At 75.0% G+C, this 26,581-nt stretch carries 17 protein-coding genes; 7 read left to right on the forward strand and 10 right to left on the reverse strand.

Annotation, left to right across the window (positions count from 1 at the left end; genetic code table 11):
- Positions 1-22: 22 nt before the first annotated feature.
- The gene (locus IF73_RS41845; RefSeq protein WP_234338160.1) at positions 23-1,909 is read right to left on the reverse strand and encodes a hypothetical protein; all 1,887 of its coding nucleotides are present in this window, start codon (positions 1,907-1,909) and stop codon (positions 23-25) included.
- A gap of 177 nt (positions 1,910-2,086) precedes the next feature.
- On the opposite strand from IF73_RS41845, the gene IF73_RS0105335 reads away from it, so the two are divergent.
- Entirely contained in the window at positions 2,087-3,586 is a 1,500-nt protein-coding gene (locus tag IF73_RS0105335) for a PP2C family protein-serine/threonine phosphatase (protein WP_031003931.1), read from the forward strand.
- A 157-nt stretch (positions 3,587-3,743) separates the two neighbouring features.
- Here the strand turns inward: IF73_RS0105335 and IF73_RS0105340 are convergent, their stop codons facing one another.
- Positions 3,744-5,234 carry a hypothetical protein gene (locus IF73_RS0105340; protein ID WP_031003933.1) on the reverse strand — a complete coding sequence of 497 codons (1,491 nt, stop codon included), beginning with the start codon at positions 5,232-5,234 and terminating at the stop codon, positions 3,744-3,746.
- A 236-nt stretch (positions 5,235-5,470) separates the two neighbouring features.
- On the opposite strand from IF73_RS0105340, the gene IF73_RS0105345 reads away from it, so the two are divergent.
- The 3 genes from IF73_RS0105345 (at position 5,471) to IF73_RS0105355 (ending at position 11,242) form a co-directional block, all read left to right on the forward strand.
- Positions 5,471-6,607 carry an aminoglycoside phosphotransferase family protein gene (locus IF73_RS0105345; RefSeq protein ID WP_031003935.1) on the forward strand — a complete coding sequence of 379 codons (1,137 nt, stop codon included), beginning with the start codon at positions 5,471-5,473 and terminating at the stop codon, positions 6,605-6,607.
- Positions 6,608-6,928: 321 nt separating this feature from the next.
- Entirely contained in the window at positions 6,929-8,851 is a 1,923-nt protein-coding gene (locus IF73_RS0105350) for an N-acetylmuramoyl-L-alanine amidase (protein ID WP_031003937.1), read from the forward strand.
- A gap of 159 nt (positions 8,852-9,010) precedes the next feature.
- A complete protein-coding gene (locus IF73_RS0105355) occupies positions 9,011-11,242 on the forward strand; it encodes a terpene synthase family protein (protein ID WP_031003939.1) in 2,232 nt (743 codons plus the stop codon).
- Positions 11,243-11,292: 50 nt separating this feature from the next.
- On the opposite strand, the gene IF73_RS0105360 is transcribed toward IF73_RS0105355, so the two are convergent.
- The 3 genes from IF73_RS0105360 to IF73_RS0105370 all read right to left on the reverse strand — a co-directional run bounded on the left by IF73_RS0105360 (position 11,293) and on the right by IF73_RS0105370 (position 15,285).
- Positions 11,293-11,658, reverse strand: a complete 366-nt coding sequence (locus tag IF73_RS0105360) for an RNA-binding S4 domain-containing protein (RefSeq protein WP_031003941.1) — start codon at positions 11,656-11,658, stop codon at positions 11,293-11,295.
- Positions 11,659-11,674: 16 nt separating this feature from the next.
- A complete protein-coding gene (locus IF73_RS0105365) occupies positions 11,675-12,172 on the reverse strand; it encodes a hypothetical protein (protein WP_031003943.1) in 498 nt (165 codons plus the stop codon).
- Between the two features lie 80 nt (positions 12,173-12,252).
- Entirely contained in the window at positions 12,253-15,285 is a 3,033-nt protein-coding gene (locus IF73_RS0105370) for an ATP-binding protein (protein WP_051716537.1), read from the reverse strand.
- A 313-nt stretch (positions 15,286-15,598) separates the two neighbouring features.
- On the opposite strand from IF73_RS0105370, the gene IF73_RS0105375 reads away from it, so the two are divergent.
- On the forward strand, positions 15,599-17,845 hold the full coding sequence (locus IF73_RS0105375; RefSeq protein WP_051716538.1) for an alpha-N-acetylglucosaminidase: 2,247 nt from the start codon (positions 15,599-15,601) through the stop codon (positions 17,843-17,845).
- A 7-nt stretch (positions 17,846-17,852) separates the two neighbouring features.
- Here the strand turns inward: IF73_RS0105375 and IF73_RS0105380 are convergent, their stop codons facing one another.
- The 4 genes from IF73_RS0105380 to IF73_RS0105395 all read right to left on the reverse strand — a co-directional run bounded on the left by IF73_RS0105380 (position 17,853) and on the right by IF73_RS0105395 (position 22,223).
- Entirely contained in the window at positions 17,853-19,016 is a 1,164-nt protein-coding gene (locus IF73_RS0105380; protein WP_031003948.1) for a thiolase domain-containing protein, read from the reverse strand.
- Positions 19,009-20,070, reverse strand: a complete 1,062-nt coding sequence (locus tag IF73_RS0105385) for a thiolase domain-containing protein (RefSeq protein WP_031003950.1) — start codon at positions 20,068-20,070, stop codon at positions 19,009-19,011. The genes IF73_RS0105380 and IF73_RS0105385 overlap by 8 nt, the downstream gene beginning before the upstream one ends.
- A complete protein-coding gene (locus IF73_RS0105390; RefSeq protein WP_031003952.1) occupies positions 20,067-21,038 on the reverse strand; it encodes a Zn-ribbon domain-containing OB-fold protein in 972 nt (323 codons plus the stop codon). The genes IF73_RS0105385 and IF73_RS0105390 overlap by 4 nt, the downstream gene beginning before the upstream one ends.
- Positions 21,039-21,422: 384 nt before the next feature.
- On the reverse strand, positions 21,423-22,223 hold the full coding sequence (locus tag IF73_RS0105395) for a crotonase/enoyl-CoA hydratase family protein (protein WP_031003954.1): 801 nt from the start codon (positions 22,221-22,223) through the stop codon (positions 21,423-21,425).
- Positions 22,224-22,388: 165 nt separating this feature from the next.
- Between IF73_RS0105395 and IF73_RS0105400 the strand changes: the two genes are divergently transcribed.
- On the forward strand, positions 22,389-24,020 hold the full coding sequence (locus tag IF73_RS0105400; protein ID WP_037878253.1) for an acyl-CoA synthetase: 1,632 nt from the start codon (positions 22,389-22,391) through the stop codon (positions 24,018-24,020).
- Positions 24,021-24,031: 11 nt separating this feature from the next.
- Here IF73_RS0105400 and IF73_RS0105405 read toward each other — a convergent pair whose 3' ends face one another.
- A complete protein-coding gene (locus IF73_RS0105405; RefSeq protein ID WP_031003958.1) occupies positions 24,032-25,552 on the reverse strand; it encodes an alpha/beta fold hydrolase in 1,521 nt (506 codons plus the stop codon).
- Positions 25,553-25,673: 121 nt separating this feature from the next.
- On the opposite strand from IF73_RS0105405, the gene IF73_RS0105410 reads away from it, so the two are divergent.
- A complete protein-coding gene (locus IF73_RS0105410; RefSeq protein WP_031003960.1) occupies positions 25,674-26,489 on the forward strand; it encodes a pentapeptide repeat-containing protein in 816 nt (271 codons plus the stop codon).
- Positions 26,490-26,581: the final 92 nt, after the last annotated feature.

Here is a 26,581-nt window from a genome sequence, read left to right on the forward strand (position 1 = left end):
TTCGCTGAGACGCCCGGCCGCGTCAGCGGGCGTGCATGCGGCGGCGGAGGGCCTCCAGGGCGCCGGGGCGGCGGCCGGGGACGCGGCGGCGGAGGGCCACGAGGGTGGGGCCGAGGGCGCGGGCGCGGGCCGGATCCGTGATCTGCTCCCACTGGTGGTGCGCCCGGTCCACCGCCCCCTCGACGTCCCGGTCGTCCGGCTGCTGGCGCAGCCCGAGCCGCGCCTCGGCGACCGCGAGCCACAGCTCGCAGCTGCGGGCCGGCTCGCCCGCCAGCCGGGCGAGGTCCGCCCGTACCTCCATCCAGTGCACCGCCTCCGCGGAGCGGGGCCCGAACCGCCGCAGCGCGTCCCGCTCCCAGGCCGCCGCCATCTCCGCGGCCTCGGCGTGCCGCCCGGCCATCGCCGCCGACAGGATCGCGGGGTGCGGATCGTGCGGAACGGGCTCCGCGGGCGCGCCCTGCCCGTACCCGGCCCGCCGCGGATCCACGGCCGCCGGACGCGGCGGGGCCGCGGGCTCGCCCGCCTGCGCGTCGGGCACGGCGGGAGGAGCCGCGGGCATCGGCGGGACACCCGGCCCCGACGCCGCCCCGGCCCGCCCGCGCTGCCTGGACGGCACCAACTTCATGGTCCCGGGCGCCCGTTCGTCCTCGTCGGCGATCGACGGGACGGTCCCGGACTCGGCTTCGGGCGCGGCGTCACCCCCGGCTCGGGGCTCGGCGTCCGCCTCGGCCCCGGGCCCGTCCTCGGGCTCGCGCTCCGGCTGAGGCGCGGCCTCGGCCGGGGGTGCCGCCGTGGCCACCGGCGCAGCCGGTACGGGCGGAGCCGCCGTGTACCCCGCGGGGAGGGACGGAACCCGGGTCGGGGCCGGAGGCTCCGCCGGGGCGGGGATCCGGGCCGGTTCCGGTACGGGCGCGGGGACGGGCCCCGGTGCGGCCACGGGCTCCGGGGCCGGCGCGGACACGGGAGCCGACCCGGACACCGGAGTCGGCACAGGAGCGGGCGCCTCCACGGGCACCGGGACCGGCACAGGCGCGGGCGCCGCCACGGGCACCGGGACCGGCGCAGGCACAGGCGCCTCCACGGGCACCGGGACCGGCACAGGCGCAGGCGCCGCCACGGGCACCGGGACCGGCACGGGCGCCGGAGCCGCAGGTGCGGGCGCCGCCGTCCGGCCGGGCGGCGGGACCGGCGGAGTCGCGGGGTGTCCGGGCGGCGGCAGGAAGAGCGAGTCCGTGGACCGGGTGCGGGCGGCCGCCTCCGCGTGCAGGGTGGCAAAAGGCGCGCGGGCGCCGGCGCGCCACTGGTCGGCCCAGGCCCGGAGGTAGTCGGGGGTGGCCCGTTCGCCCCGCCGCGGGGGCGGGGTGACGCGGGCGTACAGCGTGGGGGACGGGTTCAGGCGCAGCAGGTCCGGGCCGGTGCCGAGGCGGGTCCAGGCCGCCGGGTCGGCGACGAGGTCGGCGACGATCGTCGTCGTCCCGGCCGGCCGCGCGGCCGCCGCCTCCGCGAGCCAGTGCCAGGGCAGGGCCGTGTAGCGGAGGGCCGCCGAGGTGCTGCGGGCCAGCGCGAGGTGCGGCAGTTGCTGGCGGCGGTCCAGGTGGAGCTGGCCCGCGACGTAGAGGACGAGCGGGCCGGGGCTCTGCGCGGCGGCGCGCAGCCGGGTGAGGACGGTCTGCGGGTCGACGGGGTCGGCGAGTTCGACGAGCGTCGCGGTCGCCGTGCCGGTGAGGACGCCGGGCGGCACGGCCGCGAGCGCGGGCAGCACGGACGCCGCGTCCAGGGTGCGGCCGCGTCCCGCCGGCGCCGCCGCGAGCAGTACCGCCGTGCCGGCCGGGCCCGAAGTCACCGCCGCCGCCTCCCCCGTGTCCGTACGCACCGCGCCCGCCGTACCGTTCACCTCGTCGCTCACCACACGTGCACCGTAACCCGTTGTGTCGTGGCCGATAACGGCCGGGCCTTTGACATATGCCAGAAGCACCACCGGATCGAGTGTTGCCAAACCCCTTACGGCCGCTCCGACCCTGTGCCACAGTCGTCTCCTGGACCCGTTGCCAACCGGGCCAGCGCCGCGCCTGTATCGGAGTACGACATGCCGTCCCCTCTGTTCGCGGACCATTCCGCCCAGCCACCGGAGCCGGGCGCCGTGGACGCGCTGATCTCGCAGACGAGCCGTCTGCGCGGTGAGGTCGACGCCGTCCGCCGGGACACGGCCGCCCATGACGACGATCCCCGGCAGCGCTGGCAGCGCGCGCTCTTCGACCTGGCGATGCATCAGCTCGACGACCTGCGGGCGCAGTTCGGCCAGCTCCGCGACGGCGCCCCGGCCGTGACGCTCCCGGCCCCGCAGCACACCGCGCCGGAGGACGCCGCGCCCGAGGAGGGCACGCCGCTCTTCGACGGCGCCTTCACCAGCGAGGCCGGCGCCGCCTACGGCGAGGCGCCCGCCGCCACGGGCTCGCTCCTCGCCCGGGTCGGCAGCGCCGAATGGAACCTGCTGACGGACGAGGTGAGCTGGTCCGACGAGCTCTTCCAGATCTTCGGGCGCCCGCGCGAGCGGGGCCCCATGTCGCTCGACGAGATGCCGACGGTGGTCCTCCCCGACGACCAGCCGCTCCTCCAGGCGATGGTGACGGACTGTCTGATCGACGGGAGGCCGATCGACGGCGAGTTCCGGATCGTCCGCTCGGACGCCAAGGTCCGCACCGTGCACATGACCGGCGAGCCGGTCCTCGACGCCGACGGCTGCACGGCCTCCATGTGGGCCGTCTTGAGGGACGTCAGCGAACTGCGCCGCAGCGAGCAGGCCGTCCGCGAGAGCCGCGACCGCCTGGAGCAGCGCCGGCAGATCGAGCGCACCGAGCGCCGGGTCGCCGTCGAGCTCCAGGAGGCGGTCCTCCCGCCCTGGCGCGGCTCGCTCGACTTCGCGCACGGCGGCCCCGCCCCGGTCGACGTGGCGGGACACTACTTTCCGGCCACCTCCACCGGTCTGATCGGCGGCGACTGGTACGACGCCCTCGCGCTGCCCGCCGGCGACGCGCTGCTGACCGTCGGCGACCTCACCGGCCACGGCGTGACGGCGACCTCCTCGATGGCGATGCTGCTCGGCGCGCTGCGCGGCATGGCCGTGGCCGGGATCCGGCCAGGCGCCCTGATGGGCCACCTCAACCAGCTCCTGGAGAGCACCGGCCAGCCCGCGCTGGGCAGCGCCCTGTGCTGCCGCTACGACCCGGCGGCGCGGACGCTCACCTGGGCGCAGGCCGGCCATCCCGCCCCGCTGCTGTTCCGCGGCGGGACGGGACGTCCGCTGCGCCGCCCCGAGGGCGTCCTCCTCGGCGCGACGCCGGGGGCCGCGTACGAGGAGACCGAGACCCCGCTGCACCCGGGCGACGTGCTCGTGCTCCACACCGACGGTCTGACCCGCGGCGTGCACGTCCTCGACGACACCGGCGTCGACCGGCTGCTCGCCCTCGCCCCCCGGCTGGCGGAGGCGCGGGACGCGCAGGAGTGCCTGCGGTCGGTCCTGGAGGAGTTCGGCGACGAGGCACGCGAGGACGACGCCTGCGTGATGGTCGTCCGCGTCGGCTCCTGAGCCGGTGCCCACGGCGGCTCCCTGACCCCCGGCGCGCACCGGGACGAGAACCCGCACGAGGAGTCGTAGGCGGGGACGTACCCGAGGCAGGCCGGAGCACGGGCCGGTGGGCCCTGTCCGTCCGTCCGCGTCGCGCTTCCCGGGGTCGTACCGGCGCTCAGACCAGCCCCGACCGCGGCGCCTCCGGCGACCGCGGCAGTTCGACCTCCAGCTCGGCCCGCAGGTCCTCGATCTTCGAGTAGCCGGCGTACTGGCCGGTGAGCCGGTACATCTCGCGCAGCCGGTGCCAGGTCCGGTGCGAGGAGGTCTCGCCCATGGAGATCAGGGCGAGCCGGGCGTAGCGGTCCGCCTGCTCGGGGTCGTCGGCGATGAAGCAGGCCGAGGCCATCGAGATGTGGTCGAAGAGCTTCGAGCGGTCGTGCCCGTCGCTCCGCAGGTCCAGGGCAAGCCGGGCGTGGTGCTGCGCGGTGACCGCCGCCGTGGGGTCGTGCTCGGCGAGGGTCCGGTAGGCGAGCGCCTGCATGCCGTGCATGTCGGCCTCGTCGAAGCTCTGCATCCAGCTCGGCGTCTTCTCGTGCCGGTCGGAGACGAAGAGGTCCTCGGCCTCGCCCAGGGTGCGGCGCATCGCCTGGCCGTGCCCCATCGACGCCTGCGCCCACGCCTCGATGGTGTGGAACATCGCCCGGGTGCGCGGCAACAGCCGCTCCCCCGCACCGGACTTGGCGAGCTTCATCAGGTCGAGGGCGTCGTCGGGGCGGCCCAGGTGGACCATCTGGCGGGCGGCGCGGGAGAGCGCCTCGCCGGCCCGGGGCCGGTCGCCGCTCTCGCGGGCCGCGTGGGCGGCGATGACGAAGTACCGCTGGGCCGTGGGCTCCAGGCCCACGTCGTGGGACATCCAGCCCGCCAGGACGGCGAGGTTGGCGGCGACGCCCCACAGGCGGCGCTGGAGGTGCTCGGCGTGGCGGTAGGCCAGCATGCCGCCGACCTCGTTCAGCTGGCCGACCACGGCCTTGCGCTGGAGGCCGCCGCCCCGGGACGCGTCCCAGGCGCGGAAGACCTCCACGGAACGCTCCAGCGCCTCGATCTCCTCCGACCCGATGGGGGCGGCCTCGTAGCGGTCGTACCCGGCGGGGTCGGCGTGGAGGGGATCGGTGGCCCGGGAGGCCGCGGCGGGGCGGGAGGGCTCGGTCCTGAGCCAGTCGTGCAGGGAGCTGTTGAGTGCGGAGCCGGCGGTGAGCGCGATACCCGCGCCCATCAGGCCGCGTCGGTTGAGCATGAGGTCCATTCCCGTGAATTCGGTGAGGACCGCAGCCGTACGGTCGGGAGCCCAGGGCATGCCGTCAGGGTTCTCGTCGTTGTTCCTGACGGCCTGCCGTGTTCCGGCACGCCCGCGTCGTACGAACCCGAGGTCCTCGATGGTCACGACACGACCGAGTCGCTCGGTGAACAGGGCGGCCAGCACCCGGGGAACGGGATCGCGCGGGGTCTCCCCCTTGTCGATCCAGCGCCGCACCCGCGAGGTGTCGGTCGACAGCTGGGGGTGGCCCATGGCCGCCGCCTGCCGGTTGACCAGTCTCGCGAGTTCGCCCTTGGACCAGCCGGCGAGGCCGAAGAGGTCCGCCAGGCGGGTGTTGGTCTGTCCTGTCACGTCTAAGCCCCCAGGTTCTCGGCTGAGTTGACAGTAGCCCCCTGTCATAGGGCTGGCGACTATTCGCCAGGGTTCGCCAGGGTGCGCTCAGTGTTCCGCTACCCACGCGCGGGTGTCAGGTAGGTATGCGCCACCCCGCCCCGTCGACCGGCCCTCATTTTCCCCAGGGTGCGGACCGGGGGCGGGCGGGGGCGACGCACGCGATTCGTCGGCACACGAAGGGATCTGTCACCTCCATGTACACAGCATCGTCCTCCGTGTCCGCCCCGCCCCGGCCGCAGACCCGCCTGGTGCCGGCCGGCGCCGGACCGTACCTCGCCCCCGCGCCGCGGGGCGTCCGGCCCCGCTCCTGGGCGGCCGGGACCGGCACCGGACCCGGTGCCCAGATGAGCGGCAGGATCGACCTCTCCGGCCCGCAGGGTGCGCAGTTGAAGGTCGCCATCGCCTCGGTGCAGCGGATCTGCCCGGAGTTCAACCCGGTGCAGGTGCTGCGGCGCAGCGGCCGGTCCGTCCTGATCGTCGGGACGACCGGACGCACGACGGCGGTGGCGAAGTGTTTACTGGACCACTCGCCCGCGTGGGCCGAGCGGTTCCGGCACGAGATAGCTTCCTACCGCTCCTTCGTGCGCCACCGTCCGCCGGTGCGCGCGCCGCGGCTGATCGCCGCGGACCCGGAGAACTGCACGCTGGTGATCGAGCGGATGCCCGGACGGGCCGCGGCGCTCTCGCGCCACCCCGTGGAGGCCCCGCCGCGGTCCGACGTGCGGGCGGCGCTCGGGGCGATCGCCCGGCTCAACGCCTGGCGCCCGCCGGCCGGGACGTTCGACGCGCCGCTGGACTACGGGGCGAGGATCGCCCGCTACCACGAGCTCGGGCTCTTCACCGACCGGGACCGCGACGACCTGCAGAAGCTGTTGCACGGCCTGGCCCACGCGGGCGGCCGGCAGGGCATGGGGCAGTTCTGTCACGGTGACGCCCTGCTCTCCAACATCCTCCTCTCCCCCGCCGGTCCGGTCCTGGTCGACTGGGAGCACGCCGGCTGGTACCTGCCCGGCTACGACCTGGCGACCCTGTGGGCGGTGCTCGGTGACGCCCCGCTGGCGCGCCGCCAGATCAGCCAGATGGCCCAGCAGCAGGGCCCGGCCGCCAGGGACGCCTTCCTGGTGAACCTGATGATCGTGCTGACGCGGGAGATCCGTACGTACGAGACGGCGGTGCAGCGGACCATCAAGGAGGCTCCGCCGGCGGGCACGGTGCCGGTGCCCTCGGGGGCGCTGGCTCCGGGGGAGGAACAGCGGCTGCTGCTGAGGCGGCTGCACGACGACTGCGCCATGGCACGGCGGGCCGTGCGCGCGGCGGTCGGGACGCGCTGACGTCCCGGCCGCGAGACGGGGGTGTGCGCCGCGCACCCGGTGCCGACACACCGGGAGTGCGGCGCTTCGCCGTCTCCGGGCGCCGCGCCGGGGCCCTCATTGGTCGAGACCACCGACGCGCGGCCGGTGGGCGGGCCGTCACCGCGAAAGTGCGCCCGTTCGGCCGCCGGCACGGCGCTGACGTGGGAACTCGCCGCGCGTGAGGGGTGATTGACGGATGGTCCGGGAGCCGCTACCCCTGTACGGGTTCGGTCCCGCACGCCCCCGTGTCACCCCCCGCCCCTGGAGGCTGCCTTGCTCCGTTCCGCGTCCCGAGGACGTGTGCTCTCCGTCGCCGCGTCCGCGGCCCTGCTCCTGCCGCTGCTGTCGGGTGCGCCGCCGGCCGGTGCCGACGCGCCGGTGGCGGACTCGCTCCAGCGCCAGTTCGCGGCGGCGGCCGAGCGCCACGGTGTGCCGCAGAGCGTGCTGCTCGCCGTCTCCTACCTCCAGTCGCGCTGGGACGGGCACGCCGGCGCGCCCAGCGTGACCGGCGGCTACGGTCCGATGCACCTCACCGACGCGGCGACGGCGCTGGCCCGTTCCCTGCCGCACCACTCGGAGGACGGCGAGGACGCGCGCGGCGACGCCGCCCGGCCCGCCCGGACGGGGGCGGAGGCCGCACCGCCCGCGCCGGAGGAGCTGCCGGCCCGGCTGCGGACCCTGGAGCGGGCGTCGGCGCTCTCCGGGATCCCGGCGGAGGAGCTGCGGACCTCGACGGCGGCGAACATCGAGGGCGGCGCGGCGCTGCTCGCGGCGGCCCAGCGGGAGGCGGGTCTGGCGCCGAGCGCGGACCCGGCCGACTGGTACGGGGCGGTGGCCCGCTACTCGGGCGCCGACGACGCGGCCACGGCGGCTGCGTACGCGAACGACGTCTTCGACGTGATCCGGACCGGCGAGGAGCGGGTCACCGACAGCGGGCAGCGGGTGGCGCTGCCCGCCGCTCCGGCGGTGGCGCCGGAGACCGGCCAGGTGGCGGCGCTCGGGCTGCGCGCGCCGGAGCGGGGCCCGGTGGAGTGCCCGACGACGGTGGCCTGCGAGTGGATCCCGGCGCCGTACGAGGAGTTCGGCGACGGCGACTACGGCAACCACGACAAGGCGGACCGGCCGGTCTCCCAGTCGATCGACTACATCGTCGTCCACGACACCGAGGCGACCTGGGACGTCACCCTGAAGCTGGTGCAGGACCCGACGTACGTCTCCTGGCAGTACTCGCTGCGCTCGTCGGACGGGCACGTCGCCCAGCACCTGCCGCTGAAGGACGTCGGCTGGCACGCCGGGAACTGGTACGTGAACGCGAAGTCGGTGGGTCTGGAGCACGAGGGCTTCCTGACGGCCCCGGACTCCTGGTACACGGAGGCGATGTACCGGAGTTCGGCGCGGCTGGTGCGCCACCTGGCGCAGCGGTACGACATCCCGCTGGACCGGCAGCACGTCATCGGGCACGACAACGTGCCGGGGACGGTGACGTCGTCGATCCGGGGCATGCACACCGACCCGGGTCCGTACTGGGACTGGGCGCACTACTTCCGGCTGCTCGGCCGGCCGCTGACGCCGAGCGCCGGGCCGCGGTCGGGCGTGGTGACGATCCGGCCGGCGTACGGGGAGAACCGGCCGGTCTACACGGGGTGCGCGGCGGCCGGGGCGGCGTGCGCGCCGCACGGGAGCGGTGCCGTGCGCCTGCACACCGCGCCGAGCGCCGACGCGCCGCTGGTGAAGGACATCGGGCTGCGGCCCGGCGGGCAGGACTCCACGACGGGCGTCAACGACACCGGCGCGCGGGCGTCGACGGGGCAGAGCTACGCGGTGGCGGAGCGCCGGGGCGACTGGACGGCGATCTGGTACCTCGGGCAGAAGGCGTGGTTCCACGATCCGGCCTCGGCGCCGACGGCGGTGAACACGCGCGGCCAGGTGCTGACTCCGCGGGAGGGGCTGGCGGAGGTGCCGGTGTACGGGCGGGCCTATCCGGAGGCGTCGGCGTATCCCGCCGGGGTGCCGGTGCAGGCGGTCTCGCCGCTGCCGTACCGGCTGCTCGCCGGGCAGCGGTACGTGGTGGGGCACAAGACGCCCGGCGAGTACTACTACGCACCCGTGTTCGACAGCAGCAAGCACCGGGTGGTGCGCGGCCAGGAGGAGTACTACCAGATTCAGTTCGGCCATCGCATCGCCTTCGTCAAGGCCGCTGACGTGCGGGTTTCACAGGGCTGAGCCGGGTTGGCCGAAAGGTGCGGGGTGGTGCCGGAGTCGTCCTCCGGCACCACCCCTTCCTCTGCTCATACGACTATTCCTGAGGCGGGGTTCCGTGTGCGGGACAGGGGTAAGGCTGGGCCGGAACAGCACCCCTCCACCGGAAAGGCCCGTCCGCACATGCCTCAGCCCTTCGCCATGCCGGATTTCTATGTCCCGTATCCGGCGCGCCTCAACCCCCATGTGGAGGCGGCCCGGACGCACACCCGGGACTGGGCCCGCGCGATGGGGATGCTGGAGGGCTCCGGGGTCTGGGAGACGGCCGACCTCGACGCGCACGACTACGCGCTGCTCTGCGCCTACACCCACCCCGACTGCGACGAGGAGGCGCTGAACCTCGTCACCGACTGGTACACGTGGGTCTTCTTCTTCGACGACCACTTCCTGGAGGTCTTCAAGCGGACCCAGGACCGGGCCGGCAGCAAGGACTACCTCGACCGGCTGCCGTCCTTCATGCCCGCCGACCCGCTCCGCGGCATGCCCGAGCCGGTCAACCCGGTGGAGGCCGGCCTCGCCGACCTGTGGCGGCGCACCGTCCCCGCGATGTCCGACGGCTGGCGGCGCCGCTTCGCCGAGGCCACCGAGGCCCTCCTCTACGAGTCCCTCTGGGAGCTCGACAACATCAACGACAACCGGATCGCCAACCCCCTCGAATACATCGAGATGCGCCGCAAGGTCGGCGGCGCTCCCTGGTCCGCCGGGCTCGTGGAGTACGCCGCCGGGGCCGAGGTCCCCGACCGGGTCGCCGGCTCCCGGCCGCTGCGGGTGCTCCGCGACGCCTTCTCGGACGCCGTCCACCTGCGCAACGACCTCTTCTCGTACCAGCGCGAGGTCGAGGACGAAGGCGAGAACAGCAACGGCGTGCTCGTCCTGGAGCACTTCCTCGGCTGCACCACCCAGGAGGCCGCCGAGGCCGTCAACGACCTGCTGACCTCACGGCTCCAGCAGTTCGAGAACACCGCCCTCACCGAGGTGCCCGCGCTGGCCGTCCAGGAGCGCCTCACCCCCTCGGAGATCGCGGCGATCGGCGCGTACACCAAGGGACTCCAGGACTGGCAGTCCGGCGGGCACGAGTGGCACATGCGCTCCAGCCGGTACATGAACGAGGGCATGGTCGACGCCACCGCCGGCGCCCCCGCCCTCGGCACCGGCGTCCTCGACATCCGCACCCTGCTCGGCGGCCGCTCCGCCGACGCGCGGCGGCGGAGCCTCGGCCACACGCCCCACCAGCCCGTCGGCCCCCTCCCGCTGCCCGACTTCGCGCTGCCCTACCCCCTCGCCCTCAGCCCGCACCACCGCGAGGCCAAGCGGCGCTCCGAGGACTGGGCCGAGGCCATGGGGCTGCTCGACGACATCTGGGACCGGCCCCTCATGGCGGGCTTCGACCTCGCCCTGTGCTCGGCCGGCCTCGACCCCGACGCCACCCTGGAGGAGCTGGAGCTCAGCACCCTCTGGCTGACCTGGGGCACCTACGCCGACGACTACTACCCGATGGTCTTCGGCCGGCCCCGCGACCTGGCGGGCGCGCGGGCGCAGACCGAGCGGCTGAAGGCGTGCCTGCCGGTCGACGACCCCGCCTCCGCCGCCGGGTTCGCCGCGAACCCGCTGGAGCGGTCGCTCGCCGACGTGTGGGCGCGCACGGCCGGACCGATGGGGCCCGGGGCGCGGGCCGAGCTGTGGACGGCGCTCGACGCGATGCTGGAGAGCTGGATGTGGGAGCTGCACAACCAGGCGCAGCACCGGGTGCCCGACCCCGTCGACTACGTCGAGATGCGCCGCAGCACCTTCGGTTCCGAACTGACCATGCTGATGGGCCGGTTGCGCCAGGCCGGTGTGCTGCCGCCGGAGCTGTTCCGCTCGGGCACGGTCCGCGCGCTGGAGAACGCGGTGGCGGACTACGGGGCGCTCGTCAACGACCTCTTCTCGTACCAGAAGGAGGTCGAGGTGGAGGGCGAGCTGCACAACGGGGTACTCGTCCTGGAGAAGTTCTTCGACGTCGACCGGGACACCGCCGCCCGGATGACGTACGAGCTGATGTGCGGCCGGCTGCGCCAGTACGAGCACCTGAAGCAGCGTGAAGTGCCGCTGATGTACGCCCACTTCGGGCTGGACGCGGAGGGCAGGGCGGCCTTCGAGGCGCGGCTGCGGGAGCTGGAGGACTGGCTCGCGGGTGTGCTGCACTGGCACCGCACCGTGCGGCGGTACGGCGCCGGGGACGTCCACGCGGGCGCCGGGACCCCGCTGCTCCGCCGCGCCGGGGAGACCGCCCGGGTGCCCGAGTGGACCACCCCGCGCGGGCTCGGCACCACGGCGGCGCGGGTCGCGACGGCCTTCGCCGGCGTCCGGTCCTGACACGCGCGAGGGCCGCCCCGGAAGGTCCGGGGCGGCCCTCGTCCGTCCGGCTAGGGGCGCCGGCCGCGCAGCTCGTCGATCTCTCGGCGCTCGCGCTTGGTGGGGCGGCCCGCGCCGCGGTCGCGGACGGCGGCCAGCGCCACGTGCTCGCGCGGCGGCGGGGGCGGGCTGTTGTCCACGTACGCCTCGGCGGCGACCGGCGGGCCGACCCGCTTGGTCAGCAGCTCCTTGACCTCGACGATCCGCTCCCGGCCGGCCACGTACACCCGGACCTCGTCGCCCGGCTTCACGGACTGGGCGGGCTTGGCCCGCTCGCCGTTGACCCTGACGTGTCCGGCCCGGCAGGCCGCGGCGGCCTGGGAGCGGGTCTTGGTCAGCCGGACCGCCCAGATCCAGGCGTCGACGCGTGCACTCATCGGCCCCCGCCCCCGCTCAGCCCTGCTGGAACAGCTCGGCGGGCAGCGGCTTGAGGAGCGCGTACAGGTCGTCGGTGATCGGCCGGTCCCAACTGGCGATCGTCACCAGGACGTTGTCGCTGCGGTCGAACTGGACGCAGGAGATGCGGCTCTCGGAGAGCTTGAGGCGGCGCACGATGAGGAGGTTGTCGCCCTGCATCACGGGGACGTCCTCGGTGTCGAGCACCTCGACCGGCTCGTCGTTCTCGAGGGCGGCGAGGAGCTGGGCCACCTCGAAGGGGATCTGGCCGTCGGCGAGCTCCCGGGCCGGGGAGCCCTCCGGGAGGTTGCCGATGATCATCGCGGGGCCGCGGCCGCCGAAGAGGTCGTAGCGCAGGAAGACGCCCTGGCAGGAACCGTCGGGAGCGGGCAGCAGACCGGCGCCGAGATTGCCGGGCCAGTCCCCCGGGTCCATGGCCAGGACGTCGAAGTCCGGGCCAGCGGGAGTGGCGCTGCGGCGGCGGAGGAAGGACATACGGCCATGGTACGTGCCCGGGCGCGCGGCGCGGCGCCGGGCTCCGCCCTTCCGGTGCCGTCCGGGCGGGTCCGGCGGTGTCAGTCCACCGGATCCGGTGTCCCGGCCGCCGTCTCCCCCGTCGCCGGCGACTCCTGCTCGCCGCTCTCGCCCAGGGCGTGGGCGAGACCGGAGCGGTCGGTGCCCAGCTTGCGGTAGACGGAGGAGAGCAGCCGGGCGGCGGTCGTGGGGTCGACGCCGAGGGCGGCGGCCGGGTCGACGCCGCGGACGCTGGCCCGGGCGGCGGCCCGCTCACGGGCGGTGAGCGAGTTGCCGTCGGCGGTGTGCAGGGCGCGCGGGCGGAGTCCGGCGGCGGCCAGCTCGGCGCGGGCCTCCTCGACCAGACCGTCGGCTCCGCAGTCCTGGGCGGTCTCCAGACCCCGGTAGAGGTGCTCGGCGGCTTCGGCGTGTCGTTCGGTGCGGCGGAGCGCGGCGCCGAGGGCGACGAGCGAGCGGGCCAGCTCGTACGCGGCCGGGGACTGGTCCAGCCAGTCGACGGACTCCTCCAGGAGCTTGATCCGCTCGGCGCCCTCGGAGACCTCGGCGGTCACGCGGAGCGCCTGGCCGATCGCGGAGGGCGCGCCGTACTGACGGGCGCGGGCGACGGCGTCCTGGGCGGTGGCGAGCGCCCTGACCGGGGAGCCGGTGGCGGCCTCGGCGAGCGCGAGGTAGAGCTGCCAGGGGCTGCACGACGGGTTCCGCTTGCCGCGCGGCTCCAGCCGGCGGCCGATGTCGGCGAGGGCGGCGCACGCCTCCTCGGCGCGGCCGGTGGCGAGGAGCAGTTCGGCGTGGACGGTCTCGCAGTCGGGGATGGTGACGGTGGCGGGGAACGGCTCGCCGAAGTCGTGCTCGCGGGCGACCTGCTCGGCCTCGTCGGTACGGCCGCGGGCGAGCAGGACCTCGATCATGACGCCGGTCGCGTACCAGAGGGCGGGCGTGCGGGGGCCGACGCGCTCGGCGAGGCGCAGGCCGGCCCGGACGAAGTCCTCGGCCTCCATGAGCCGGCCGCGGCGGAGGCGGATGTAGCCGAGGAGGGTGTACGCGAAGGAGAGGTGGGCGCCGCGCCAGCCCTGCTTCTCGAACTCGGCGGTGCCGGCGGCGAAGAGCTCCTCGGCGCGGCCGGGCCGGTCGGCGTAGAGGTGGATGAGGGCGACGAGGACCGGCACCTCGAAGCCGCGGCTCTCGTCGGCCCAGCTCAGGCCGCCTTCGAGGGCCCGTTCGGCGTGGTGGAGGGCGACGGTGGCGGGTTCGGCGCGCAGGGTGGCGTCCCAGGCGCGCAGGCCGATGATGTAGCGCTCGGTGAGGTCGCGGCCGGGGAGCCGGTCGGCGAGGGCGGCCAGGCGGCGGGAGCGGGCCGGCGACTCCGGCTCGTCGGACCGGAGCGCGTCCCACATGAACCGCTCGGCCTGGATGCGGAGCCGGCTGCGGGCGTCGGTGGTCCGGCCGTTCTCGCTCTCCAGCAGCTCGGACGCCTCGACGAGCCGGTCGCTGTGGGCGAGGACCTGGGACAGGCGGTAGACGATGCCCTGGCGCAGGACCGGGTCGGCGATGGGCTCCTCCAGGGCCGCGCGCAGGTGGTTGACGGTGGTGGCGGGCTCGGTGAGGAGCGAGGCGGAGCCGAGCTCGAAGAGGACGGCGGCGCGCTCGTCGGCGGTGGGAGGCTCGCGCAGGGCGCGGGCGAGGTGGCGGCGGGCCGCGTCGGGCGCGCCGGCCCGGAGGTTCTCGCGGGCGGCGGCGCGGAGCTGGGTGACGACCCAGGGGTCGCCCTCCGGGTGGGTCTCCAGGAGGTGGCGGGCCGCGGCGGCGGGGCCGAGCCCGGCGTCGATGACGCACCAGGCGGCCTGGCCGTGGAAGGCGACCCGGATCGCGTCGGGGATGGCGCGGTAGACGGCGCTGGCGATCAGCGGGTGGACGAATTCGAGGGGGCCGTCGGGGGTGCTGGGGGCGGCGAGGACGCGGGCCTCGCGGAGGCGTTCGGCGCAGTCGGCCACGGCCTCGTCGCCGAGGCCCGCGAGGGCGCCGGCGAGCGCCGGGGAGATCTCCGTGCCGAGGACGGCGCAGGCCCAGGCGAGCCGGACGGTGGCGGTGCCGAGCCGTTCGAGGCGCCGGACGAGGCCGCTGCCCTTGAGGGCGGCGGCGAGGTCGCGGAGCTCGTGGGCGCCGTCGGCGGTGGGGTCGAGGCCGCGGTCACGGACCTTGGCGGCGAGTTCGACGGTCTCGAAGGGGTTGCCGGCGGTGACGGTCCAGAAGTCGTGGCAGAACGCGTCGTCGGCGTGGGCCCCTATCCGGTCCCGGACGAGCCGGGCGACGGCCTCGGCGGTCAGCGGGGCCAGGCCGTGCGGGCGCTGCCCGGACCGGCGTCCGGTGAATTCGGCTCCCTCGTCCGGGAGTTCGTCGGGCCGGTAGGCGACGACGAGGAGCATGGGGAGGTCCTCGGCGCGCGGGGCGAAGGAGGCGAGCCAGCCGAGGGACTCGGGGTCGGCCCAGTGGGCGTCGTCGAGGACGACGACGAGCGGGGCGCGGCGGACGGCGAGGTGGGTGAGGACCCAGTCGAGGCCGTCGCGCAGGCCCTGGGGGTCGGGCGGCGAGCCGGCGGTGGCGGCACGCAGGCCGAGGGCGGGGCCGACGATGTCGTACCAGGAGCCGAGCCGTTCGCGGAGTTCGGCGTCGGAGGCGTGGGCGAGCTGGGGCTGGAGGAGCTGGCGGGCGACGTGGAAGGCGACGCGCTGCTCCTGGTCGCCGCCGCGGGCGGAGAGGACGGTGCAGCCGCGGGCGCCGGCCCGGCGGCGGATCTCGGCGAGGAGGGTGGTCTTGCCGAGTCCGGCGGGCGCGGCGTAGACGAGGACGCCGCCCTGGGCGGAGGGGGTTTCGGGGCGCTGCTCGGCGGAGCCCGTACGGCCGTGCAGGGGGATGACGCGTGCGTCGCGCGGGGCGGGGACGCTCACGGGCGGGGACGGGGCTTCGTCGGCCAGGCCGGTGAGCAGGTCGAGCGCCTCCTCGGCCGCGTCGAGCGCGTCTTCGCGTTCGAAGAGGCCGAAGCCCTGGCGGGCCTGCCTGCCGTCCTGTCGTGCCACGTTCCACCCCCACACAGGGGGCGCACGCCCGGCGCACGGTCGGGGCGCCGGGGCGATCACCCCACGAAAGGTCCAGCGTACGCCGGAACGGGCCGCGTGTAACGGCATTCTGCCAAGCAGTTCGGGTGGTCTTGGGGCGGCGGGGCGACCGTTCCGAGGCGCAGGTCGGGGCGTGTTCGACGGACAGATGTACGGGGTCGGGGAAGGGCCGCGCGAAGCGTGTCGTCCTTGACCGGGGTCCCGGCGGCGTCTCCCATATGACGGGCGGTCAGTTCAAGATCGCCCTAGGTCCTGACGAGGGGATGAGCCGACCATGAGACCTCCCATTTCCCGCGCGCGGTCCTGGGCCGCGCGCTCGGCGTGTTCCCTCGCCCTGTGCGCCGCCGTGCTGACGGCGCTGCCCTCCCCGGTGCCGGCCGCGGCGGAGCCCGCGGTGCCGGTGGCGGGCGCGGCCGGGGCCCCGGCGGGGGCGCGCTCGGTGGGCGCGGCGCGGGCCGCGCTGGCGCGCCTGCTGCCCCGCCACGCGCGCCAGTTCGACCTGGTGCTCGTGCCGGCCGACGGCGCGGGCGACCGGTTCGCGGTGTCGGGCTCGGCGGGGCGGATCACCGTCACCGGCACCACGCCGGCGGTCCTGCTGCGCGGGGTGCACTGGTACCTCTCGTACACCGTGGGCGTGGACCTCGGCGCGCCCGGGGACAGCCTCGCGGCGCTGCCGGCCCGGCTGCCCGCCCCGTCGGGCACCATCTCCAAGTCGGCCTCCGTGCCGCACCGGTTCGCGCTCAACGACACGGACGACGGCTACTCGGGGGCGTACCGGGACTGGGCCGCGTACGAACGGCAGATCGACCTGCTCGCCCTGCACGGGGTGAACGAGGTGTTCGTGCAGATGGGCGCCGAGGCCGCCTACCACGCCGCCTTCCAGGAGTTCGGCTACACGGACGCGGAGCTGCGCGCGTGGATCCCGGGGCCGGCGCACCAGCCGTGGTGGCTGATGCAGAACATGTCGTCGTTCGGCGGCCCGATGTCCGAACAGCTGATCGCCCGCCGGGCGGCGCTGGGCAAGCGGATCGTGGACCGGCTGCGGGAGCTGGGCATGACGCCGGTGCTGCCGGGGTACTTCGGCACGGTGCCGCCGGGCTTCACGGAGCGCAACCCGGAGGGCCGGGTGGTGCCGCAGGGCCGGTGGATCGGCTTCACCCGGCCGGACTGGCTCGACCCGCGCGGTCCGCTCTTCCCGAAGGTCGCCGCGGCCTTCTACCGGCACCAGGCGCGGCTCCTCGGCACCACCAGCATGTACAAGATGGACCTGCTGCACGAGGGCGGGAACCCGGGTGACGTGCCGGTCGGCGAGGCCGCCGCCCGGGTGATGACGTCCCTGGAGGACGCGCGGCCGGGCGCGACGTGGGTGCTGCTCGGCTGGCAGCGCAACCCGAAGGCCGAACTGCTCGCGGGCGTCGACACCTCGCGGCTGCTCGTGGTGGACGGACTCTCCGACCGGTACGACAACCTGGACCGCGAGACGGCCTGGGCCGGGACGCCGTACGCCTTCGGCACCATCCCCAACTTCGGCGGGCACACCACGATCGGCGCCAACACCTCGGTGTGGACCGAGCGGTTCGACGCGTGGCGGAAGAAGCGGGACAGCGCGCTGCAGGGGATCGCCTTCCTCCCCGAGGCGACCTCCGCCAACCCGGTGACCTTCTCCCTCTTCACCGAACTGGCCTGGCGGGACACCCCGGTCGAGCACGCCGACTGGTTCACCGCGTACGCGGCCCGCCGCTACGGCGCCCCCGACCCGCACGCGGCCAAGGCGTGGGAGTGGCTGCGGACGGGCCCGTACGGGACCGCGTCGAACGGCTGGAGCGAGTCCCAGGACAGCCTCTTCACCGCCCGCCCGAGCCTCACCGTGCGCACCGCCGCCTCCTGGGGGCCGAAGTCGATGCGGTACGACGCGGCGACCGTGGAGCGGGCCCTGGCCGAGCTGCTCCAGGTGGCCCCGGCCCTGCGGCCCACCGACGCGTACCGCTTCGACCTGGTGGACACGGCGCGGCAGGCGCTCACCAACCGCAGCCGGGTGCTGCTGCCGAAGATCAAGGCCGCGTACGAGGCGAAGGACCTGACCGCGTTCCGGGCAGGTGCGGCGGAGTGGCGGCGGTCCATGGCGCTGCTCGACGAGGTCCTCGCCACCGACCGGCGGTTCCTGCTCGGGCCGTGGCTGGAGGGCGCCCGCTCGTGGGGCGGCTCGGACGCGGAGCGGGCGACGCTGGAGTTCGACGCCCGCTCGCTCGTCACGACCTGGGGGCACCGGGCGGGCAGCGAGGCCGGGCTGCACGACTACGCCAACCGCGAGTGGTCGGGGCTCGTCTCCGGCTTCTACGCGCCCCGCTGGTCCACCTACCTGGACTCGCTGGAGACCTCGCTGGTCACCGGGCGGGCGCCCGCCGCGATCGACTGGTTCGCCTGGGAGAACGCCTGGAACCTGCGCCGGGACTCCTACCCGGTGACCCCGAAGGGCGACCCGGTGGCGCTGGCGACGCGGGTCCGCGACAGCCTGCGCTGAGCGGGCGTCAGGCCGGCGGTTCGGCGCCCACCAGCCACATGGCGAAGAACTGGGCGCCGCCGCCGTAGGCGTGCCCGACGGCCCGGCGGGCGCCGTCCACCTGGTGCTCGCCGGCCTCCCCCCGTACCTGGAGGGCGGCCTCCGCGAAGCGGATCATGCCGGAGGCGCCGATCGGGTTGGTGGAGAGGACGCCTCCGGAGGGGTTCACCGGCAGGTCCCCGCCGAGTTCGGTGACGCCCGCCTCGGTGAGCTTCCATCCCTCGCCCTCGGCGGCGAAGCCCAGGTTCTCCAGCCACATCGGCTCGTACCAGGAGAACGGCACGTACATCTCCACGGCGTCGATCTGCCGGCGCGGGTCGGTGATCCCGGCCTGCCGGTAGACGTCGGCGGCGCAGTCGCTCCCCGCCCGGGGCGAGACGAAGTCCTTGCCGGCGAAGAGCGTCGGCTCGCTGCGCATGGCGCCGCCGTGCACCCAGGCGGCGGGCCGCGGCGCCCGGGCCGCGCCGGCCCGGTCGGTGAGGATCATCGCGCAGGCGCCGTCGGAGGACGGGCAGGTCTCCGAGTAGCGGATCGGGTCCCACAGCATCGGGGACGCCTGCACCTTCTCCAGGGTGATGTCGTGCTCGTGGAGATGGGCGTACGGGTTCCTGAGCGCGTTGCGGCGGTCCTTGTACGCGACGAGGGAGCCGATCGTGTCGGGGGCGCCGGTGCGCCGCATGTAGGCGCGGACGTGCGGGGCGAAGAAGCCGCCGGCGCCGGCGAGCAGCGGCTGCTGGAACGGCACCGGCAGGGACAGGCCCCACATGGCGTTCGACTCGGACTGCTTCTCGAACGCGAGGGTGAGGACGGTCCGGTGGACGCGGGCGGCGACCAGGTTGGCGGCGACGAGCGCGGTCGACCCGCCGACCGAACCGGCGGTGTGGACCCGGAGCATGGGCTTGCCCACGGCGCCCAGGGCGTCGGCGAGGTACAGCTCCGGCATCATGACGCCCTCGAAGAAGTCGGGCGCCTTGCCGATGACGACGGCGTCGACGTCCGCCCAGGTCAGCTCGGCGTCGGCGAGGGCGCGCACGGCGGCCTCGCGGACGAGTCCGGCGAGGGAGACGTCACGGCGGGCGGCGACGTGCTTGGTCTGGCCGACGCCGACGACCGCCACGGGTTCCTTAGCCACGGGGGTCTCCTTCCAGTACGGCCACCAGGTTCTGCTGGAGGCAGGGTCCCGAGGTGGCGTGGGCGAGCGCGCGGTCGGAGTCGCCCCGGTGGATGCCGGCGGCGGCCTCGCCGAGCCGGATGAGGCCCGCGGCCATGAGGGGGTTGGCGGCGAGCGCGCCGCCGGAGGGGTTGATCCGGACGTCGCCGCCGAGGCCGAGGGCCTTGGTGAGGACGACCTCCTGGGAGGTGAAGGGGGCGTGCAGCTCGGCGGTGTCCACGGGCCGTTCGAAGAAGCCGGCGCGCTCGGCGGCGAGCCGGGTGGACGGCGAGTCGGTGAGGTCGCGGACGCCGAGGGAGTGGGCCTCGACGCGGTGGTCCATGCCGCGGATCCAGGCGGGCCGCGCGCAGAGCTCGCGGGCCCGGTCGCCGGCGGCCAGGATCACGGCGGCGGCGCCGTCGCCGATCGGCGGGCAGTCCCCGGTGCGCAGCGGCGCGACCATGTGGTCGCCCTGCGGGCGGGCGCCGACCACCTGGGCGTACGGGTTGGCGGCGGCGTCGGCGCGGCTGCGGGCGGCGATCGCCGCGAGGGCCGCCTCGTCGGTGTCGCCGGCGTCCACGAGGGCCTGGGCCTGGAGCGCGGCGAGGGCGATGGAGTCCGGCCAGAGCGGGGCCAGGTAGTACGGGTCGAGCTGGCGGGTGAGCACGTCGCGGACGGAGCCGGGCGAGGACTTGCCGTAGGAGTACACGAGGGCGGTGTCGACCTCGCCGGTGAGCAGCTTCACCCACGCCTCGTACAGCGCCCAGGCGCCGTCGGTCTCGACGTGGGACTCGGAGATCGGCGGCCAGGCGCCGACGCCGTCGAGGGTCATGGTGAAGGAGAAGGCGCGCCCGGCGAGGTAGTCGGAGGAGCCGGAGCAGGTGAAGCCGATGTCGGAGGTCTTCAGGCCGGTCCGCCGCAGGACCTCGTGGAGGACGGGCATCACCATCTCGACCTCGGAGAGGTCGTCGGTGCGGCGCCGGTGGCCGCTCTGGGCGAAGGCGACGATGGCCACGTCGCGGCCGGGGGCGCTCACAGCAGCTCCTTGTACGTGTCGTAGTCGGCGTCCGGTTCCCCGGTGGGGCGGTAGTGGTCGGGGTAGCGGCCGTCCTCGCTCCACACGGGTTCGACGCGCAGGCCCATGCGGACCTGGTCGTAGGGGATGCCGCCGATCCGGCCGTGGAGGGCGAGCCCGGCGCCGTCGAGGGCGATGTGGGCGTAGACGTAGGGGACCTCGATGTCGTTCGCCGTGTGTGCGGCCTTGATGTTGACGATGCAGAAGGTGGTGACGGTGCCGCGGGGCCCGACCTCGACCCGGTCGGTGGTGGCGACGCCGCAGGTGGGGCAGGCGCCGCGGGGAGGGACGTACACCTTGGCGCAGGAGGGGCAGCGCTCGCCCACGGTGCGGCGTTCGGAGAGCGCCTGGAGGTAGCGGGTCTGGGCGCGGCCGGGGGTGTAGGTGTAGTCGAGCCGGGCCGGGGTGGTGATGCCGGTGACGGGGTCGTCGAACGTGCCGGTGTGCGGGGCGGGTTCGGGGTGCTCCGCGTCCCCCTCGTACGGCTCGAAGCAGGCGATGTCGGTGATGGCGCCGGTGCGTTCGGCGGCCCAGCGGATCCGGACGCGCATGCCGGTGCGCACGGCGTCCGGGCCGGGGGCGTCGACGGCGTGCAGGAGGGCCGTGTCGGCGCCGTCGAGGCGGACCAGGGCCCAGGCGAAGGGCGCGGCGAGGGGCTGGCCGCGGCGGGGCGCGGGGTTCCAGGCCCAGGTGGTGACGGTGCCGGTGGGCGCCACCTCGACGAGCTCGCGCAGCTCGGCGGCGGTCTCGGGGTCGTACTCCACGGGCGGGACGAGAACCCGCCCGTCCTCGGTGCGCACCCCCAGGACGGTGCGCTCGCGCAGACCGGTGAGAAAGGCGGACTGGACGGGGCCGAGCGAGCGGGTGAAGGGGAACTCGACGACGAGCGGGGCGCGGAGGATGTCGGGGGGTGGGGTGAGAGGGGTCATGGGCGGGGCCTTTCGTGGGCGGGAGGGATGGGGGGCTGATGTCAGCCCGCCCGGCGTTCGGGGGCACGGCCGAAGGCGGTACGGGGTCGGGGGCAAGCCCGGTTCCAGCCGCCGCCGGCGGTTGAGGCGCGGAGCTCCGGGAGCGAGCCCCGAATCCGGCCCCGCCGGCGTTCGAGGCGCGGAGGTCCGGGGTCGGAGCCCGGAATCCGGCCTCGCCGGCGTTCGAGGCGTGGGGGTCCAGGGGCGGAGACCGGAATCCGGCCCCGACGGCGTTCGAGGCACGGAGGTCCGGGAGCGAGCCCCGAATCCCGCCTCGCCGGCGTTCGAGGCGTGGGGGTCCGGGGGCGGAGCCCCTGGTGCGGGACGGGGCGGGGTGGGGGCAGGTCACTCCCGGCGGTACACCGGCGGGCGCTTCTCCGCGAAGGCCCTCGCCCCTTCCTTCGCGTCCGCCGTGTCGAAGATCGGCCACCCCCGCTTCAGTTCGGCGGCGAGCCCCTCCGTCTCGGTCGTCTCGGCCGTCTCGTACACGGACGCCTTCACCGCCTCGACCGCCAGCGGCCCGCACGCGTTGATCCGTTCGGCGAGTTCGAGGGCGGTGTCCAGGGCGGTGCCGTCGGGCACGACCCGCCCGATCAGGCCGATGCGGGCGGCCTCCTCCGCGGTGTAGGGCCGTCCGGTGAGGAGCATTTCGAGGGCGTGGGTGCGCGGGATCTGGCGCGGCAGGCGGACCGTGGACCCGCCGATCGGGAAGAGGCCGCGCCGGACCTCGAAGAGGCCGAACAGGGCCGAGGAACCGGCGACCCGGATGTCGGTGCCCTGGAGGATCTCCGTGCCGCCGGCCACGCAGGCGCCCTCGACGGCGGCGATGACGGGCTTGCGCGGGCGGTGGTGGCGGAGCATCGCCTTCCAGTGCAGGTCGGGGTCGGCCCTGAGCCGTTCGCGGTACGCGTCGCCCTCCATGCCCTTTCCGGCGAGCGCCTTGAGGTCCATGCCGGCGCAGAAGGCGCCGCCCGCTCCGGTGAGGACGATCGAGCGGACGGAGTCGTCGGCGTCGGCCTCGATCCAGCCGTCGTGGAGGCCGACGAGCATCGGCAGGGACAGGGCGTTCTTCGCCTCGGGGCGGTCGAGGGTGAGGACGAGCGTGGCGCCTTCGCGCCGCACGGTGAGGTGTTCAGTGCCGGCCATGGGCATCTCCCGTCTCCAGTTCTGGAACAGGTTGCAGGAGTGGCGTGGGCAGTTCAATAGTTTTCTGACACTCAGTCAGATTCTTTGGCGCACCCCCTTCCCACCTGTGCCCGACGGCGCTCTAATGACCGCCCGAGTCCGAACGTGCCGGGGTCAGGAGGAACGGTGGAGTACAACCTTGCCGACCTGTTCGAATCGGTCGTGGACGTGGTGCCGGAGCGCGAGGCGCTGGTCTACGTCGACCACCCGGGCACGGGCGCCGAGCGGCGGCTCACCTACGCCGCGCTCGACGAGGCGGCCAACCGGCTGGCCCACCACCTCCTCGACGCGGGCGTCCGCCCCGGCGAACACCTGGGCCTCCACCTCTACAACGGCGTCGAGTACCTCCAGACCGTGCTCGCCTGCCTGAAGGCCCGGATCGTGCCGGTGAACGTCAACTACCGGTACGTCGAGGAGGAGTTGGTCTATCTCTACCGGGACGCCGACCTCGCGGCGCTGGTGTACGACGCCGAGTTCACGGACCGGGTGGCGGCGGCCCTGCCGCGGTGCGAGAAGCTACGGCACCTCGTGCGGGTGGGGACCCCGCCCGAGGGGGCCGCCGCGCTCGACTGCGTACCCCTCGAAGAGGCGGAGGCGGCGGCCGATCCCGGGCGTGGCTTCGCGCCCCGCTCCGGCGACGACCTCTTCATCATCTACACCGGCGGCACCACCGGGATGCCCAAGGGCGTCCTGTGGCGCCAGGAGGACCTCTTCTTCGCCGGCCTGTTCGGCGGGGACCCCGCCGGCGAGCCGGTCAAGCGGCCCGAGGAGCTGGCCGAGCGGGTCGCCGCCGGCGGCGCCGGCCTCACCTTCTTCCCCGCGCCGCCGCTGATGCACGGCACCTCCACCCTCACCACCTTCATCGCCTTCCACTACGGCCAGCGGGTGGTCCTGCACCGCAAGTACGTGCCCGAGGAGGTGCTGCGGACCCTGGAGAAGGAGAAGGTGTCGAGCATCTCGCTGGTCGGCGACGCGATGCTGCGCCCGCTGATCGACGCGCTCGCCGGGCCGCTGCGCGGCACCGACCTGTCCGCGCTGTTCAGCCTCTCCTCGTCCGGCGCGATCATGTCGGAGACCGTACGGGCGCAGCTGCGCGAGCTGATGCCGAACGTCATCCTGCTCAACAACTTCGGCTCCACGGAGTCCGGTTCGAACGGCCGGGCGACCGACGACTCGGGCCCCGAGCGGGGCTTCCGGCTGCACGTCAACGAGCGGACCCAGGTCGTCGACCCGGCGACCCGCGAACCGGTCGCCGTCGGCGAGATCGGCCGCCTCGCCCAGCGCGGGCACGTGCCGCTCGGCTACTACAACGACCCGGCGAAGACGGCGGAGACCTTCTTCGAGCGGGACGGGGTGCGCTGGGTCCTCCTCGGCGACATGGCGACGGTCGACGCGGACGGTGTGGTGACCGTCCTCGGCCGCGGCTCCCAGTGCATCAACACGGGCGGCGAGAAGGTCTACCCGGAGGAGGTCGAGCAGGCCCTCAAGTCGCACCCCGACGTGTACGACGCGCTGGTGGCGGGCGTCCCGGACGCGAAGTGGGGCAGTCACGTGGCCGCCGTCGTCCAGCAGCGCGAGGGCACGGACCCCCTGGACCTGGCCACGGTCCAGGCCCACTGCCGCCGCCACCTGGCCGGCTACAAGGTCCCCCGCCAGCTCGTCCTCACCCCCCGCATCCAGCGCTCCCCGAGCGGCAAGGCGGACTACCGCTGGGCGAAGACGGTGGCGACGGAGGCGGACGTCGAGGAGCGCGGGTAGCGGGCCCGGCCCTACAGGCCGAACTCCCGCAGCGCGGCGAGGAATTCGGCGGGGCGGGTCTCGTGGACGAGGTGGCCCGCCTCGACGGTGACCAGGCGGGCCCCGGGGACGGCTCCGGCGAGGCCGGCGAGCTGTTCCTGGGGGATGTGACTGGTGGGGCCGCCGGCCAGGACGAGGGTGGGGGCCGTGACCGCGGGGAGCCGGGTGCGCCAGGCCGGATCGGGGGCGTTCAGCTGGGCGTCGGTGGTGGGGACGATGTCCCAGTCGAAGGCGAGCGGGCCCTCGGGGCGCTCGGCCACCGGGCGCGGCGGGTCGAGGGGGACGAACGCCGGCGGTTCCTCCAGGACGAGACGGCCGACGAGACCGGGTTCGTCCTGCGCGAGGAGGCAGGCGGCGCCCGCCCCCATCGAGTGGGCGACGACGGTCGCGCCGGTCAGGCCGAGGGCTTTGAGGAAGCCGCCGAGTTCGTCGCGGAAGTCCGCGAAGCCGTATCCTCCGGGCCGGTCGCTGAGCCCGTGGCCGCGCAGGTCCACGGCGTACACCCGGTGGTCGGCCGCCAGTTCGTCGGCGATCCCCGCCCAGGTGAGGGAGGACTCGCCGCGGCCGTGGACGAGGACGACGGGCCGGGCGTCCTCGGCTCCCGCGACCCGGTAGGCGAGCCGTACGCCCTCGACGGTGACCGTGCGGACGGCCGGGTCGAGGAAGGCGGCGACGGAGCGGACGAAGGCGTCCGCGTCGTCGATCCACGGGTAGTGTCCGGCGCCCGGCTGCACGACCAGCTCCGCGGCCGGGAAGTGGGCCGCCGCCTCGGCGGCCCTGGCGGGCGTCGGGCCCGCGTCGCGCTCGCCGGCCAGCACCAGTACGGGCGCGGCGAGCCCGGCGAGGGCGCGGCGGGTGCGCTCCGGGTGGTAGGCGCCGTCGTCGTGGTAGGCGACGGCCGCCTCCCAGTGGGTCCGCCGGGCGCCGTCCGCCGCGTGCGCGCGGGCGGCCGCGTCCCAGCGGCCGTACGTGAAGGGGGCGGCGATGTCGTGCACGCGCGGCAGCGGCGTGCCGGGGCCGAGGGTGTCGAGCGCCGCCCTGGCCTCCGGGTACCAGTCCCGGTCGGCGAAGACCTCGACCGCCCGGTGCCAGTCCTCGTCCGTGGCGGCGACGCCGAGGGCGCGGGAGACCGAGGCGACGAGCACCAGGGAGCGGATCCGCCCGGGGTGCGCGGCGGCGTAGAGGACGGCGAGGTTGCCGCCCGCCGAGTGGCCGAGGAGGTCGACGCGCTCCAGGCCGAGGTGGGCGCGGAGGGCCTCGACGTCGGCGACCTGCCGGTCGCAGCGGTAGGTGCCCGGATCGGCGGGGACGGCGCTGGCGCCGGTGCCCCGGGCGTCGGGCAGGACCAGCGTGCGGTGCGCGGCGAGCCCGCCGAGGTCCCCGAGGTAGGCGGCGTCCCGCATCGGGCCGCCCGCCAGACAGATCAGCGGTTCCCCCTCCCCGTGCAGCCGGTAGGAGAGTTCGGTCCCGTCATACGTCGTGAACGTCGGCATGATCATGATCATCCGGGGTGGCGGGCCGCTCCGCAATCGCATTCGGCCGCGTCCCGGACCTCCGCCGGGGGCGCGATACGGTGGGTGGATCGTCCCCGAACCGCGAAGGAACCGTTCCACCGTGCCCGACACCCGGGAAACCGCGCTGCGCGGCGACTGCGCGCAGTGCTTCGGTCTGTGCTGTGTGGCCCTGCCGTTCGCCAAGTCCGCCGACTTCGGCGTGGACAAGGCGGCCGGTGACCCCTGCCGCAATCTCCAGGACGACTTCCGCTGCGGGATCCACGCGCGGCTGCGGCCCAGCGGGTTCCAGGGGTGCACGGTGTACGACTGCTTCGGGGCCGGGCAGCGCGTCTCGCAGGTGACCTTCGGCGGGGTCTCGTGGCGGGAGGCTCCGGAGACGGCCCGGCAGATGTACGAGGTCTTTCCGGTGGTCCGGCAGCTCCACGAGCTGCTGCGCTACCTCACCGAGGCGCTGGGGCGGCCCGCCGCTCGCCGGGTCCACGGTGAGGTGCGCGCGGCCCTGGCGCGGGTCGAGGAACTGGCCTCGCTGCCCGCCGCCGGGCTGGAGGGGCTGGACGTCGGGCCCGTGCGGGCCGAGGTCAATCCGCTGCTGCTGCGGACCAGTGAGCTCGTCCGGGCCACGGCCGGCGGCACCCCGCGCAGCCGGCGGGGCGCGGACCTCATCGGGAAGCGGCTGCGCGGGGCGCGGCTGCGGGGCACCGACCTGCGCGGCGCCCTGCTGATCGCCGCCGACCTGACCGGCGCGGACCTCACCCTCGCGGACCTGATCGGCGCCGACCTGCGCGACGCGGACCTGTCCGGGGCCACGCTGACCGACGCCCTGTTCCTCACCCAGCCGCAGCTGAACTCGGCCCGCGGCGACGCGCGGACCGTCCTGCCGGAGGGCTTCGAGCGCCCGGCGCACTGGGCGGCCTAGGCCCTGTCGTCAAACTCCCGCCTGCCCCGCGACGCCATGCACGCGCTCTCGCCGCACCGGGTGAAAGCACGAGTACGTCCAGTACGAGGACT

Origin of the sequence: Streptomyces sp. NRRL F-5727 (assembly GCF_000719555.1) — a bacterium.
GTDB lineage: Bacteria > Actinomycetota > Actinomycetes > Streptomycetales > Streptomycetaceae > Streptomyces.

Coding starts and splice junctions, on each gene's coding strand:
- IF73_RS0105335 (WP_031003931.1), top strand. CDS start 2,087: ATGCCGTCCCCTCTGTTCGCGGACCATTCCGCCCAGCCACCGGAGCCG.
- IF73_RS0105360 (WP_031003941.1), bottom strand. CDS start 11,658: ATGAGTGCACGCGTCGACGCCTGGATCTGGGCGGTCCGGCTGACCAAG.
- IF73_RS0105365 (WP_031003943.1), bottom strand. CDS start 12,172: ATGTCCTTCCTCCGCCGCCGCAGCGCCACTCCCGCTGGCCCGGACTTC.
- IF73_RS0105390 (WP_031003952.1), bottom strand. CDS start 21,038: ATGACCCCTCTCACCCCACCCCCCGACATCCTCCGCGCCCCGCTCGTC.
- IF73_RS0105405 (WP_031003958.1), bottom strand. CDS start 25,552: ATGCCGACGTTCACGACGTATGACGGGACCGAACTCTCCTACCGGCTG.
- IF73_RS0105375 (WP_051716538.1), top strand. CDS start 15,599: ATGAGACCTCCCATTTCCCGCGCGCGGTCCTGGGCCGCGCGCTCGGCG.
- IF73_RS0105395 (WP_031003954.1), bottom strand. CDS start 22,223: ATGGCCGGCACTGAACACCTCACCGTGCGGCGCGAAGGCGCCACGCTC.
- IF73_RS0105345 (WP_031003935.1), top strand. CDS start 5,471: ATGTACACAGCATCGTCCTCCGTGTCCGCCCCGCCCCGGCCGCAGACC.
- IF73_RS0105355 (WP_031003939.1), top strand. CDS start 9,011: ATGCCTCAGCCCTTCGCCATGCCGGATTTCTATGTCCCGTATCCGGCG.